Raw genomic sequence first — 14,904 nt, forward strand, 5'->3', positions numbered from 1 at the left:
CTGAACAATGAATTTTGTCAAAACAAAAACTGCATCAATATCTTACAAATTATCCCAGCTTGCCTAATTTTTTGTATTCGTCCTGGAAATAGTATAGCTTTTTATCCGAATTTTGGATTTATGAATTATTCAGGTTAAGTCATGGGTGAAATAATAATATTATGAGAATAATAATTCTTGGTGCCGGGCTTGTCGGAGGCCCAATGGCTATCGATCTGGTTAAAGAAAAGGGATTTGATGTCAGCGTTGTTGATATCAGCAAAGAATCACTCGACAATCTGAAAAATTATAAGAGTATCCGGTGCATCTGTGATGATCTTTCACAACCGGCAAGAGTGAAGGAATTGGTAAGTGATCAGGATCTTGTTCTCTGCGCAGTGCCGGGACATATGGGATTCAGGACAGTAAGAGCCGTCATTGAAGCAGGGAAGGATGTTGTAGATATCTCTTTCTTTTCTGAGAATCCCTTTGATCTGGATGAGCTGGCAAGAGAAAAGGGGGTGACAGCCATCTGCGACATGGGCGTGGCACCAGGTATGAGCAATTTATTGGTAGGTTACGTCTGCGAAATGCTTGATCGTACAGATAAAGTAAGAATATACGTCGGAGGACTGCCAAAAGTCAGGGAGTGGCCATGGGAATATAAAGCAGTCTTTTCACCCATCGACGTCATCGAAGAATACACAAGACCTGCAAGACTTGTTGAAGACGGGAAAGTGGTTATCAAGCCTGCACTATCCGAATCCGAGCTCATCCATTTCCCGGATGCCGGAACATTGGAAGCCTTTAACAGCGATGGCCTCCGCACACTGATTTATACCATTAATGCTCCGGATATGGCTGAAAAGACTCTCCGTTATAAAGGCCATATAGAGAAGATCGCTGTGCTGAGGGATACTGGTTTTTTCAGCTCAGATAAGATAGATATTAACGGCACCAGAATATCACCCCTGGATTTAACAGCCAAGCTCCTTTTCCCAAAATGGAAGATGAAAAAAGGTGATGAAGATATCACCGTCTTAAAGATCATTACCGAGGGGATGAAGAACGGAAAGACATTGCGTTACATTTATGATCTTTACGATGAATATGACCGCCATACAGGTATCCATTCAATGGCAAGGACCACAGGATACACTGCGACAATGGCAATAAGAATGCTCGCAAAGGGAATGTACAAGCAAAAGGGATTTTCACCCCCTGAATATATCAGTAAAGATGAGGGATGTGTCAGGTTTATTATTAATGGACTCAAAGAGAGAGGGGTGATTTATAAGGAGTCAGTTATTGAACTAAAAATTAAAAGTGAAAATATTAAAAACACAGTGTAAAAATCAAAGATGGAATTCTACTTTAATGTAAAATAAAAAATCTGTTTCAGGAGCAAATTTTTTTTATTTTTGCACTCCATTTCGGCGAGGTAGCTCAGGTGGTTAGAGCGTCGGATTCATAACCCGGAGGTCATGGGTTCAATTCCCATCCTCGCTACTATAAAGATGACAAAGAGGCTATATCCATGCAGCATTTCGTGAAGGGATGACCGGGAATAGCGCCCAAGATTGCATTGTTGACCCATTCCTTACATTTTTTCTTTATCTGAAAGCCAATTAAAGGACATCCGTGTTATTCAATGTAATCCGCGTAATCCGTGTTCTAAAGGAGGAAACTAACAAAATCTTTTCACTTCTCCAGGATGGTGAACTCAACTCTCCGGTTCAATTGCCGGCCTTCTTCAGTATCATTTGTTGCCATCGGCTTTGATTCACCATATCCTTTGGAAATGATGCGGCTGGGGGCGAGATTGTTTTCTGTCAGGTAATTACGAACTGCAATGGCTCTGTCCTCCGACAGCACCCTATTATATTCATCACTGCCTATATTGTCGGTATGGCCTGCAATTTCAATTTTCATCGTCACATTATCATTCATCATCTTCACCACCCTGTTCAGCTCAGGAAAAGATTCGGGTCGTAAAGTGGCCTTGTCAAAGTCGAACAGGATATTGTTCAGTCTGATAGTCTGGCCTACTTCGACAGGTGCAATGTACAGATTACGCTCTATCTCGATATATTCCTCAAGCTCAGTGATCTCAATATTTTCGCTGACCGAATAGTAGCCCTCCTTTTCAGCCAGAAAACTATACGTTTTACCGGCGGGCAGCACGATTTTATAGCTTCCGTCGGAAGGATCAGAGCTGGCGATGCCAACCTGCTTATTATCGGTAAAGTCGTTGATGGTGATACTGGCCTGAACAGGTTCACTGGTTTTTTTATTAAGCACTCTCCCATAAACCAACACCACCGGCTCGGGTTTGGCGGCAGTAGGTAATTTGATCCTGAAGATATCACTTCCACCAAGGGTGTTGGAACCGGATACGAGGTAAGCATATTCACCTGATGCCGGGATAGTGAAATAGCCATCACCTCCGGCAGTATTTATTTCTGGTCCGAGGTTCTCCGGCACCGACCAGTTTTTCCATGTATCATCGAGCCGCCGGCTTAAAAACACATCCTCTTCACCATACCCCGGGTGTCCTTTTGTGGAAAAATATAATGTCACTCCATCGGCAGCCAGAAAGGGACCGCCCTCAGCAGCGCGTGTATTCAGTTGCGGACCGAGATTCACAGGTTCAGACCATTGGCTGGAATCCTGCAAAAAGCTGACGTACAGATCGCGGTCGCCGTACGAATCATCGCGCTCTGCCGATATGATCAGGGTTTTTTGATCGGCAGTTAAAAAAGCATCCACATACCGCGAGTTGTTATAATAGTTTTCGATCATCACATCAACAGGTACTGACCAGCCACTGGTTGTTTTTTGGGATATCGAGAACCCGTCACTTTTCAGTGTACCATCACTTTCGTATTGGTTCATGAGCAACAGCGTGTTATTATCCGGGCTGACCGAGATGATGGCATTGGCAGCCTCATTATTTAACGGGAATCCGATATTTTTCCGTTTTGTCCATTTTCCATCCTGCAACTGCGAAAACCAGATATCCTGATCCCCGGCATCGCCTGTATTACCGGGATCGCCTTCGACCACGAGGTACAGCATTTCTCCATCCGGTGAAATGAGCGGTGCTACTTCATAGTATTCCGAGTTAACCATAGGTCCGAGGTTTTCCTTTATCAGCCCCAGTGTCAAGTCGGGGATGACGTTGATCCCGATATCCTGGCAAATCCTGATGTAATCGACTTCAACCGACACATTATATTCAGTCTGAAACCCAATTCCTGATCCAAGAAATGATTGAAAAGAAGTTGAAAAAACCAGGCTGTCATTAATATAAAATCCAATGGTATCGGCCTTTTTATCAATTTTTAGTTGATTTGGCATCTGCATGCCGTGAATAGCTTCAATGGAGTCACTCTCCCCTATTGTTGACAGCCGGGATTTCTGATATCTGGCAATAATGAATTGGCCTTCGGAGTTTATGACAAAACAGTAATTATTTTCAGGATCTTCCGCCCCCCATAACAATCCGAAAAAATGCCGTGATGAACCGGATGTTTGCCGGATGCTGGCCTCGATGCTGAAATCTTTCGCTGCATCAAGTTCAAAAGGAGCCATCAAACAAAAGGAAGATGTATTATTATCACTCATACTGATGATATATTTGCCATCCTTCACCTGCACAGTACATCCATCCAGTTCACCCGTAGGAAAATAGGAATAATCCTTAAAATCATCATAGTACAGAATATTTTCCTGGGCAAAAATTTGTAACCCAGAAAGCAGGAAAATTGTAATGTAAATACAATAATTGATACTTTTCATAACTCAAAATTAGGGTTTTTCAATGCTAGCGCGCGTCTGTGACGCGTGCTAAAGAGTTGCGCGTTTTAAACGCGCTGATACCTGGCACGCGTTCGGAAACGCGCGCCAGCTGGGGACCAGATAAACGGATGTTATCTCATCTAAAGATGCCATCCGTTTTGTTATTTCAAAAACATCTTTGGATGTTGCTTATTAAAATCAGTAGCATCCTGGTAAATTTTTGCCACTTCAAGGATGGATGCTTCATCGAATAGCTTCCCGATAAACGTAATGCTTGTCGGATGATGATCCTTATCAAATCCATTGGGCAGCACAACACAGGGATTGCCGGTAAGATTGGTCAGCAAAAGCTGATCACCTGTGAAGCTTGGTGAGATGATCACGTCAACGTCATCAAACAACTTGTTGAACTCTTCAATCGCTAGAGTTCTAATCCTGTTAGCCTGGATATATTCCACCGCGGGTATGAAGCGTGCATATCTGAAGATATTGGGCCATGCCTCCTGATATTGTCTGACCATTAATGAATCCCGGTTCGACCGTGTCAGCTCATCAAATGCGGCTGCTGCTTCGGCCGACAGGATGATCTGCAGGGATTCAACGGGCAAGCTGTCGGGAAACTGCAACGGCACAAGGCTGGCTCCCAGCTTTTTAAATTCATTTAATGTTCTTTTGTCATTTTGAGGGTGATCTTCATCCTTATCAAACAGGTTCTTAAAATACCCTATCCTGATATTTTTAATCTGAAGGTTGGGATCATAATTAAATGGAGCGTCTATCACCGTTTTGTCGATGCCATCAGAGCCGCGGATAGCCTCGAACACCATAGCGCAATCTTCGGCACTTCTGGCTATAGGGCCGATTTTGTCCATGCTCCAGCTCAGGGCCATACATCCGGCGCGGCTGACACGACCAAATGTAGGTCGCAGTCCTGTCGTCCCGCATCGCGTTGATGGTGAAACAATAGAGCCCCAGGTCTCGCTTCCAATGGCGAAAGGAAGCAGCCCGGCAGCGACGGAAGATGCCGATCCTGCCGAAGATCCGCTGGAACCCTGTTTCAAATCCCAGGGATTCTTTGTCATACCGCCAAACCACACATCATCCATAGCCAGCTCGCCAAGTGTTAGCTTAGCAACGAGCACAGCACCAGCAGCTTCCAGCTTTTTAGCGACAGTCGCAGTCCTGTCTATTACCTGATCCCTATAAGGCACAGAACCCCACGTAGTTTTAAACCCTTTCACAGCAACAAGATCTTTCAAGCCGAAAGGTATACCATGCAACGGCCCACGGTACATCCCTGCTGCGATCTCGTCATCTGCCTTTTTCGCCTGCTTAAGAGCAAGATCCTCTGTCAGGGTAATGACACATTTCAGCGTATCACCATATTTTTTCAGCCTATCCAGAAAGAATTTCGTCAGTTTAACCGAAGTTATCTGTCTAGTCTTTATTAAAACAGAAAGATCGGCAACGGAATAAAATGCCAGGTCAGCTTTGTCATCAGGTAACCTGACCTCCCTTTTCTGCTGCCAGTCTAAGGGTAACTGATCTTTAGGGAGGACAAATCCGGCAGGGAGGGGATTGAACAACAGTGCCGGCGGTATGCTATTATCCAGTTTCACAGCATGAATTTCCTTATAATAGGATAATTGATCATTTAAACCACTACGCATAGAATCCAGTTCGACTTGGCTGAAAACCAGGTCAAACATTTCTCCTGTTAATTTCACCGAATCGGTCATGAAAACCATGACAGGCTTTTCAGCAGGTTTTTGCCTGCAGGACCATGTTGTGAGACTGATGATGCTGATTGCAATAAGCAATGCAGAAAAAGCAAGTGTTCCTGTTATTCTTTTCATATTGGATTGTAATTAGTCGATTAAAATTAATTAAATTTCTGAATAGCTCGCTGATAATGCATATTTACATCTGCAGTAAATTTCCGTTTTAGTTTGCCTTATAGTCTGATACCAGGAAATTCCATTATTGAAGAATTCAGCTTAATTTTACGGATCATTACAATAATTCGTACATGGGATTAGAATTCGTGATTTAAATAGCCCAGGACTTCAGTCCTGGGAAAAGATAGTGAACGAAAACGTGGGCTTTAGCCCAAAACAAAGGCTTTAAAAGTACCCATTTCTGTGATGACCCAATTTTACATTGCATTAACAGGCAGAATATGATCGTCGGGATCGGTGGTGTAAGTCTTGCTGGTAAAAGTAAGCTGGCATCAGAGATAAAGCAACATTTACCGGATAAAGGAGTAGCTATTCTTTGCCAGGATGACTTTGTTTTTCCTCCGGGGCAGATACCAAAAGTTAAAGATCATATTGACTGGGAATGCCCTGAATCGATTGATTTTGCCAGGTTTTATGATGCCATCAAAGAAGCGTGCAAAAAAAACGACATGGTGATCGCTGAAGGATTGCTCGCATTCTATGACGACAGGATCAACGATCTATACCATAAAAAAATATTTTTAGAGATACCGGAGGAAGAATTCAAAACACGAAAAGCAGCCGACGATAGATGGGGTATTGTACCGGAGTGGTATATTGAGCATATTTGGGAGAGTTATCTGAAATATGGACAAATTCCGGTGGGGATGAAAGACATTCTGGTTTTAATAGGCAATCAGCCCATTGACATGACGGTTGTAATTAACTATCTTTACTAGTTAAACCAAGGGACACGGAGGATATCACATGGAAACTATTAATTCAAAAACAATTCTTAAAGATGTACTTTGTTTCCATCGAAGACAAAATCAATTTGGATGTGAATGAAAAATCATCACCAAATAATGCTATGAAACGACTTGGTACTTACTTAATATCACTGACTATGCTTTTCAGTTCATGTTGTACAAAAAAACACCTGCCACTTGACACTGTTCCGGCAGTTGACCTCAACAGATATGCCGGCAAATGGTACGAAATCGCCAAATATCCGGTCCGGTTTGAAGAAGGATGCCGTTGTGTGACAGCCGAATATTCATTAACCTCAAAGGGTTATGTCACTGTCACCAACAGATGTCAGAAATCCGGCGGCAAATTATCAAGTATAAACGGTAAAGCCTTTGTCGTGAAAGGTTCAAATAACGCAAAGCTGAAGGTCCAGTTTTTCTGGCCTTTCCGTGCCAACTACTGGATTATAGACCTGTCACCCGATTACTCTTACGCTGTTGTGTCCGATCCGCACAGGAAATACCTATGGATCCTCTGCAGAACCAGGACAATGGAATCACAGGTTTTTAATGCGATTTTGGGAAATCTGACTAAAAAAGGATTTGATATCGATAAACTTGAGAAAACGGATCAGGAGTGTCATTAATCTGTATCACAGATTTTTCCGACGCAAACGAAGACTATTTGTCACAACAGAAACCGAGCTAAATGCCATAGCAAGGCCTGCTATCATGGGATTTAAAAGGAATCCCGAGACAGGAAAAAGAATACCTGCAGCCACAGGAATTCCAATGATGTTATAAAAGAATGCCCAAAATAAGTTTTGTTTTATTGTCCTGACTGTAAAATTGGATAACCTTATTGCCTGAATGATCTTCCGCAAGTCACCTTTGATAAGTGTAATGGAAGCGCTCTCCATGGCGATATCCGTACCTGTTCCCATAGCAATGCTGACATCAGCCTGAACAAGAGCGGGTGAATCGTTAATGCCATCCCCTACCATGGCTACCTTATGTCCTTTTGCCTGTAAAGTCTTAATATAATCCAGCTTTTCGGAAGGAAGGACATCACCTTTGAAATGCTCAATCCCAACCTGACCAGCTATTTCAGCGGTCGTTTGCTGATTATCACCTGATAACAGGTGAACCTGCATGCCCATATTCTGTAATTCTGCTATAGCTGATTTAGAATTACTTTTAAGATGGTCAGCCACAGCTATAATGCACAAAACCTTCTCTGAATCAGCAAAGTATATGAGGCTGTTAATTTTATCTTTCAGCTCGTTTTCTTTAAGATCAAGAGTGGCAGGTAATTGAATGTGGTTCTCATCCATGAACATCCTGTTGCCAATCAGGTAATTTTTTTTGTTATGAACAATTGAGATTCCCCTACCAGGCAGACTTTCAAATCTCTGGAATTTTAATGTTTTCAAGTTCTTTGAGGCAAGATAATTCACTATCGCAATTGCGAGAGGATGCTCCGAGAGGGATTCGGCACTGAAAATAACCTCTGCCAACTTATCTTTTTGATCGAGGTCGTTGTCCCAAAAAAGACCGGTGACTTCCGGTTTACCGATGGTCAATGTTCCTGTTTTATCGAGGACAATGACATCAAGTTTATTGCTCAGTTCAAGACTTTGTGCATCCTTTATCAATATGCCGGATTCGGCAGCTTTTCCGAGTCCGACCATTATGGCTGTCGGAGTCGCCAGCCCCATGGCACATGGGCATGAAATGATCAGGACATTCACAAGCGTGATGAATGCGTAACTTAATGAAGGGTGAGGACCCCAGATAAGCCAACATGCAAAACTTACCGACGCTATCACAATAACGACAGGTACGAATATCCCTGCTACTTTATCAGCAAGACGCTGGATGGGTGCTTTGCTGCCCTGGGCTTCCCTGACAAGCCTGATGATCTGTGCCAGCATGGTCTCCTCTCCCACTTTCTCGGCAATAAAACAAAACGTGCCTGTCGTGTTAATGGTCGCCCCGACGACACTATCGCCGGCTTTTTTCTCAACAGGCACCGGCTCGCCGGTAATCATGCTTTCATCAATAAATGATGTTCCGTCGGTAATGACGCCGTCAACAGGTATCTTTTCACCCGGCCTGATGATGACGATATCGCCTTTAATGACATCCTTTACAGGGATTTCCATCTCGATCCCATTCCTTATAACCCGGGCGCTCTTCGCCTGTAACCCTATCAGCTTCTTTATGGAGGTGGAAGTCCTTGATTTAGCCCGTTCCTCAAAAAATTTGCCGAGCATGACAAGTGAAATGATAACGGCAGAGGCTTCGAAATACACATGCGATTCCATATTTGGCCCCGTAAGCGCAGAAGGAAATATGGTGTTGAACAGGCTAAAAATGAAGGCTGCCCCGGTGCCGATGGCAACCAGGGTGTCCATACCTGCTGTAAGATGCAGGGCTCTTTTCCAGGCGTTGATATAAAAATTCTTCCCTATTACAACCACAGGAATTGTGAGGATCAACATTATCCAACGGGCATAGGGAATGGCAGGAAAAACCATGGCTATGATCAATACCGGCAAGCTAAAGATAATTGCCAGTAAGGTTGCCGTCCGTGACCGTTTCAACCTGATAATCTCATGCTGTTCAATATCTCCGGCAGTGAGAGTCTCATCAATGACAAGCGTATAGCCAATCTCATCCAGTGCTTTCTTCATATTCTCAGGTCCTGTATGATCAGGAATATATTCCACCTGTACCTGGTTGGCTGCCAGGTTAACGTTGACCTTTTTAACACCCTTCATGGCCGACAGGCGTCTTTCAACGCTACCGGCGCAATTTGCACAGGTCATACCTTCGACAGGGTATATGCTTTTTACCGGTAACATGTCAGTCGAGCTGTTCGGCTTTGTAGCCCACCTGGGAAAGTGCTTTTACAATATCACTTGCTTTTACTGAATCACCTTCGACAGTGAGAATCTTTGCCGGATCATCAATGTCTACAAGCCACGATGTGATTCCTGCAACCTTATTCAGATAGGGTGTGATTGCACGGATGCAGTTATAACAATTTACTGAAGTCTTAAATCTGAGGATATTCATGGTTGGTTTCTATCAAGAAATATGTTCTTTACTAAACCGCAGAGATCATAGAAGGGTCGCAGAGATCGTGAATTGACTTTGCGTCCTTTGCGCCTCCTTTGCGCCTCCTTTGCGTCCTTTGCGGTTAACAAAGAACCTAATGCATTATGATTAACTTTTTACATATAAACACTTCACCGGCAGAAAAGTTTACTAAAAAGCATCCTTCAGTAAGGTCGGAAACATCATATTTTATATCGTATTCCCCTGATTTTTTAAATCCTTCACTGATGACTTTGACAGTATAGCCTGTCATATCAGCAATGGAAACAATTATGTAACTGTCATTTATAATGCCGTATTTCAAGCTGATCTCTTTTGAGGCAGGATTGGGATAGATATCGGACGTCCATACATCACCTGCTGCAGCGTTTATATCTTTAATGCCGACAGGCGAATTTGTATTATAAAAGATGTAATTCCCGACATTCGAATCCCAGTTTGTAATGACTATATCGCCATCCAGGCAGTATTTGTAGGCAATGGTCACCTGGTCACCCTGGAAAAGGCGGTTTTTAAAAAATACCAGGTTCCTGTTTGGCAGGGAGGAGTAATTGGCCGGATCGATCAGCACGTTATTGATCATGACATACCGAATTTCTTCGATGATCTGATGCTGAAGGGTGACAACAGCCGCTTCAAGTTGCTGGATGGTGATGGTATCAATATCCCCGACAAGGCCTTCCTGTCCAAGGTCAGCCATCTGGATGGCTTCAACCACTGATGCTGTGTTGGATGTATAGGCCGGAACAGTCGCAAAATCCACACCGTTTCCCACGAGGATCTCCATTGGGAGCCACCATCCGCCATAAATAAGGTCAAGGGTATCATCACGGGTGACATCTGCAAGGAGAATACCTGAACCATAACCTATGTACATTGATGTCCATGCAGCATAAGAAGCTTCAGGAAAAGGCAGGGAAAATATATATTGCCGTATTTTGCCATCGCCGCCATGCTGGTCGTTACCGGTCATGACCATACACGGCAGCTGGCCTGCCTGCAAAGTGCCAATATCCACCGAATTGATGAAAAGACTTGACTCTGCAGTCTGCCAGGCAGGAGCACTCTGAATGTATCCTGAATTGCTGGCCAGGAAGATGTAACTTCTGTTCGGCTCGCAGACAAATACCACATCGGTAAATCCATTTCCATCCATATCAGCGAATTCCACATCTGCAGCGCCAATGTCGATGGCTGATTCCCACACATCGACGTTGGTGAATAAACCGTTGTTATTGATAAAAATACGTCCTTTGTCGATGATGTTATGATACGGTTCACCGCAGGCAACTGCCAGGTCAAGGTCGCCATCTGCATCGGCATCGCCAAGGGCACAACTGAACGTATAAAATGGATCGGAGACAAACGAAGGCGAGGATTCCAATTGTCCTCCCTGGTTATAATAGACTTTTACCTTGCCGGGACTGCCAAAGCCTGACGGACCTAAATATACCGAAACGGCCACATCATTCCATCCATCTTTATTGATATCACCCACAGCCAGATGGCCATGATAATCGACATCAGAAGATTGCCACGACGGAGCCAGGGGAAAAGTCCCATCGCCATTGTTATAATAGACCACCAGCTTCTGTCGCGCCTGGTCATTACCATTGGCCACGATAATGTCTTTCCATCCATCGCCGTTGATGTCAGCCAACCCAAGTCCGGTGGCCACCTGACTCAAAGGCGTCGATTGCCAGTCAGGATTCAGATTATAAGGTATCTCCTGTGCAAATGAAATGAATGGCAAAAAAACAATCAAAACAATTCCGGGATATTTCATAATCCTTAAACGTATTTAAAAAAATTATTCTCTGCCAAAAACATTATTCCTATTGGTCCCTGATCATTGCTCATTGATCATTGATTTGTCTGCTCAGTTCTTCCACCTTATCCTTGAGTATCTCTAACTCCGCTATCTCATTTTTTGTCAGTTTCATCCTTTTTTGTTTGGATTCAAGTTCAATGATCTTCATGGATAAAATATAGCGCGTGTGTTTGAGCTTGTCGGTCTTTTTCATTTCGTTATTGAATATTATCTTCAAAGTTATTCAATTTTTAAATTAATAGGACACAGAGGACACGGATGATCACGGATTAATAAATCTACGTAAAATAAACTTTTTATGGATTTAATTGTTTTTCGTTAGTCGTTTAAAATTGAATACATTTGCCGCCCATTATCTGAGGAAATGAATAAAGTACAAAGTGAACATCTCAATAATCAGTTAAAAGATTCTTCACCGGAAGAAGTGCTAAACTTTTTCATTAAAAATTATAAAAACAGTATTGCCTTTTCGACCAGCTTTAGCGCTGAGGACCAGGTTATTACGCATATGATCTCGGTCATCGATAAAACCGTCCGGATTTTCACTCTCGATACAGGAAGGCATTTCCAGGAGACCTATGATATTCTTGACATTACGCGAAACAAATATGATCTGAATATAGAGGTATATTTCCCTGATTTTAATAAGGTCGAGAATATGGTCAATGAAAAGGGTGTCAACCTGTTCTATGAGAGCATTGAAAACCGCTTGCTATGCTGCTCTATCAGGAAGACCGAACCGCTGAAAAGGGCTCTTCATGGTGTGGATGTCTGGGTCAGCGGCATGCGCCGCGAACAGTCGCCATCACGCAGGAACATCCAGGTTGTCGAATGGGATGACCCAAATGCCCTCATTAAGGTAAATCCGCTGGTGAACCGTACCTATGAACAGGTGTGGGCATACATAAGGGAAAACCATGTACCTTATCATAAACTCCACGACAATGGCTATCCAAGTATAGGGTGCCAGCCATGCACCAGGGCTGTGAAACCTGGTGAAGATATCCGTGCCGGCAGGTGGTGGTGGGAAATGGACGGACACAGGGAATGCGGAATACATGTACCTAGTCCACCTTCCATTCGATGATTCCTCCGGATTTGGCGTTTTGCAACTGAACTTCTATTCGTAATCCATCAGTTTTTACCGGTTTGAAAGTAAGTACGTTGTATTTGTCCTTTTCTATTCCGTAAGGAGTTGTGTTTTCGACAGGCATCCAGTTGCCATTATTGTGATATAACAACTGCCATGATTGCGGCACACGGCATACATAATCATAATGATCAAATTCAAACCAGTACACCTCTGTCTGGCTCACTGTTACAGGCTTAGCGAAATCATACTGCACCCATTCCTTCGTGCCATTCCGCAGCCACCAGTAGTAAAATGGCTTTGAACTATCGTTTGACCTTTTGGGTACGAACTGGTCATTGAGGCCAATGGAATCGCCTGTTGAACTTGATACCTTGCTTGCTGAAGCGATGGTCGGCAACGGTGTTATCCATGCACCTTGAGCCTGACGTGGCAGCCACACAGCCATTTCGCCGGGCCGGCGGTTCTCCCAGGTATAGTATGGAATAGCTGTGAATTTCACTTTTTTGATGTCAACAGAATCGTTACCTGCTCCCCTGAAAACAGCATTGGCTTCACCGTTGATGACATTGACCCCATTCAGCAAATCAGGGCGATAGGACTGTTCAAGTGTTACGGTGTCAGGCAGATATACATTCAGAACATACCCGTCAGGATAATCGGGCCATTCAGCACAATAAACAACAGGTCCGCATTGCAGTGCAACCTTGCCGGCATCATCCTCCACCAGGGTATTGGCAATGACACGCCTGACAGTCATGGGTAGGTTTAATTCAATGTTGTCGTTTTCATTCCACCTGCGAGATATCGTCGCGTATCCATTTTTAAGGTCAACAGGCAGGTCTTCGCCATTCACTTTAAGTGTGATGACTTCATCATTCTGATCGGGGAAAGAATACAGATCGCCCGGCACAGGTTGATTGCCGGCCCAGCCAGGTATACGTATACAGACTGAAAACCTGGATGATCTCTCTGGTGATATGGTCAGCCGTACCTTCCCGTCCCATGGATATCCTGTTTCCTGGATGACTGTCAGCTTCCGGCCATTCATCTGCATCTGGGCTGTGCCTGTTGCGAAAAGATTCACATACAGGGTATGTTCACTTTGTGCATAGGCGTATCCCGGCACAGAAGCCAGAAACCGGGTGATATTTCCCGGGCAGCAGGCGCAGCCAAACCAGGGCCGGCGCTCATGTATGCCATTCGATTCCAGTGGATTATCATAAAAGAAACGGTCACCGCTGAGCGACACACCCGACAACAGTCCGTTATAAAGAGTACGTTCCAGAACATCCATGTATTTCGCATCGCCATACATCAGGAATAAACGGTAGTTCCAATATACATTGGCAATGGAGGCACATGTCTCGCAGTAGGCGGTCATGTTGGGTAGCTCATAGTTCTCACCAAAACCTTCGCCAAACGGCCTGGCGCCAATGCCACCGGTGATATACAATTTCTTCGTAACCACATTTTCCCATATCCTGGTGATGGCATCCATGTACTCCCTGTCGCCTGTCAGCGCCGCTATGTCGGCAATACCGGAATATAAATAACCGGCCCTGACTGCATGGCCGACAGCTTCGGATTGTTCCTTCAAAGGCATATGATCCTGGCTGTAAGGGCTGAGCTTATGCCCATCGTGGCCGTAACCGGTTTCGTCGAGAAAAAATTTCGCCAGCCGGAGGTATTTTTCCGCGCCTGTCACCCTGTAAAGCTTCACCAGGGCCATTTCGATGATGGGGTGGCCTGAAGGACATTGTTTCTGACCGGAACCACTTCCGAAAACCTTATCAATCAGATCGGCATTTTTGATGGCGACATCCAGGAGTGCTCTCTTGCCTGTCGCCTGGTAATAGGCCACCGCAGCTTCATACAGGTGCCCCATGTTATACAATTCATGGCTGTTGAGCTTCTCCCACCGTTCTTTGCCCATCCACCGTTCAAGGCGGGAACACTTGTTGGTCCGGCAGGTATAGAGGTAGCCATCATCCTCCTGTGCAGCGGCAATCAGGCCTATCACGCTGTCGCAATAACTCTCAAGGGCCTTATCAGGGTATATGGCCAGGGAGTATGCTGCGCCTTCCAGAATCTTGTAAACATCGGTGTCGTCAAAAGGATAATCTCCCTTGTGTTCACCTTTTTTTAGTCCGCCGGCGATAGCGAAATTGTCAAGACGGCCAGTCAACTCGCACTGCTTAAAGGCAAAAGGTATTGTCACCGTTCGGTTTACCTCTATCCTGGGTGCCCAGAACTGGTCGTTAAAGTGCACCTGCGTGAACGGAACCGGCCGGATTGGGTAATCCTTTCTTTCAGTTTTTGAGCAGGAAGTCAGTATAACAAAAAGTACGAGAAATGGGGTGGTTTTTTTCATGTTTGTTAAAAATCAGTTAC

The 14,904-nt window shown here is 44.3% G+C and carries 11 protein-coding genes and 1 tRNA gene; 5 read left to right on the forward strand and 7 right to left on the reverse strand.

What is annotated here, in order from left to right; translation table 11 throughout:
• Positions 1 to 161: 161 nt before the first annotated feature.
• Positions 162 to 1,331, forward strand: coding sequence for a saccharopine dehydrogenase NADP-binding domain-containing protein (locus tag NT175_02275; protein ID MCX6233536.1), 1,170 nt, complete (start codon positions 162 to 164; stop codon positions 1,329 to 1,331).
• An 83-nt stretch (positions 1,332 to 1,414) separates the two neighbouring features.
• Positions 1,415 to 1,488: transfer RNA gene (locus tag NT175_02280), tRNA-Met, on the forward strand.
• Positions 1,489 to 1,680: 192 nt separating this feature from the next.
• Here NT175_02280 and NT175_02285 read toward each other — a convergent pair.
• Positions 1,681 to 3,780 carry an OmpA family protein gene (locus tag NT175_02285; protein ID MCX6233537.1) on the reverse strand — a complete coding sequence of 700 codons (2,100 nt, stop codon included), beginning with the start codon at positions 3,778 to 3,780 and terminating at the stop codon, positions 1,681 to 1,683.
• Between the two features lie 161 nt (positions 3,781 to 3,941).
• Entirely contained in the window at positions 3,942 to 5,636 is a 1,695-nt protein-coding gene (locus tag NT175_02290) for an amidase (GenBank protein ID MCX6233538.1), read from the reverse strand.
• Between the two features lie 323 nt (positions 5,637 to 5,959).
• On the opposite strand from NT175_02290, the gene NT175_02295 reads away from it, so the two are divergent.
• Together NT175_02295 and NT175_02300 are read left to right on the forward strand one after the other, a co-directional pair.
• Positions 5,960 to 6,457, forward strand: coding sequence for a hypothetical protein (locus NT175_02295; GenBank protein MCX6233539.1), 498 nt, complete (start codon positions 5,960 to 5,962; stop codon positions 6,455 to 6,457).
• Positions 6,458 to 6,519: 62 nt separating this feature from the next.
• Positions 6,520 to 7,113 carry a lipocalin family protein gene (locus tag NT175_02300; protein MCX6233540.1) on the forward strand — a complete coding sequence of 198 codons (594 nt, stop codon included), beginning with the start codon at positions 6,520 to 6,522 and terminating at the stop codon, positions 7,111 to 7,113.
• Between the two features lie 6 nt (positions 7,114 to 7,119).
• Here the strand turns inward: NT175_02300 and NT175_02305 are convergent, their stop codons facing one another.
• The 4 genes from NT175_02305 to NT175_02320 all read right to left on the reverse strand — a co-directional run bounded on the left by NT175_02305 (position 7,120) and on the right by NT175_02320 (position 11,637).
• On the reverse strand, positions 7,120 to 9,333 hold the full coding sequence (locus tag NT175_02305; protein ID MCX6233541.1) for a heavy metal translocating P-type ATPase: 2,214 nt from the start codon (positions 9,331 to 9,333) through the stop codon (positions 7,120 to 7,122).
• Position 9,334: 1 nt separating this feature from the next.
• Complete coding sequence (locus tag NT175_02310) at positions 9,335 to 9,547, reverse strand: hypothetical protein (GenBank protein ID MCX6233542.1); 213 nt, start codon at positions 9,545 to 9,547, stop codon at positions 9,335 to 9,337.
• A gap of 136 nt (positions 9,548 to 9,683) precedes the next feature.
• Positions 9,684 to 11,375, reverse strand: coding sequence for a T9SS type A sorting domain-containing protein (locus NT175_02315; GenBank protein ID MCX6233543.1), 1,692 nt, complete (start codon positions 11,373 to 11,375; stop codon positions 9,684 to 9,686).
• Positions 11,376 to 11,445: 70 nt separating this feature from the next.
• Entirely contained in the window at positions 11,446 to 11,637 is a 192-nt protein-coding gene (locus tag NT175_02320) for a hypothetical protein (protein MCX6233544.1), read from the reverse strand.
• 147 nt (positions 11,638 to 11,784) lie between these two features.
• Here NT175_02320 and NT175_02325 point away from each other — a divergent pair, with 147 nt between their 5' ends.
• Positions 11,785 to 12,507, forward strand: coding sequence for a phosphoadenylyl-sulfate reductase (locus tag NT175_02325; protein ID MCX6233545.1), 723 nt, complete (start codon positions 11,785 to 11,787; stop codon positions 12,505 to 12,507).
• On the opposite strand, the gene NT175_02330 is transcribed toward NT175_02325, so the two are convergent.
• Positions 12,485 to 14,884, reverse strand: a complete 2,400-nt coding sequence (locus tag NT175_02330) for a glycoside hydrolase family 127 protein (protein ID MCX6233546.1) — start codon at positions 14,882 to 14,884, stop codon at positions 12,485 to 12,487. The two genes, NT175_02325 and NT175_02330, sit on opposite strands and share 23 nt — an antisense overlap.
• Positions 14,885 to 14,904: the final 20 nt, after the last annotated feature.

The organism is Bacteroidota bacterium, assembly GCA_026391695.1.
Taxonomy (GTDB): domain Bacteria; phylum Bacteroidota; class Bacteroidia; order Bacteroidales; family JAGONC01; genus JAPLDP01.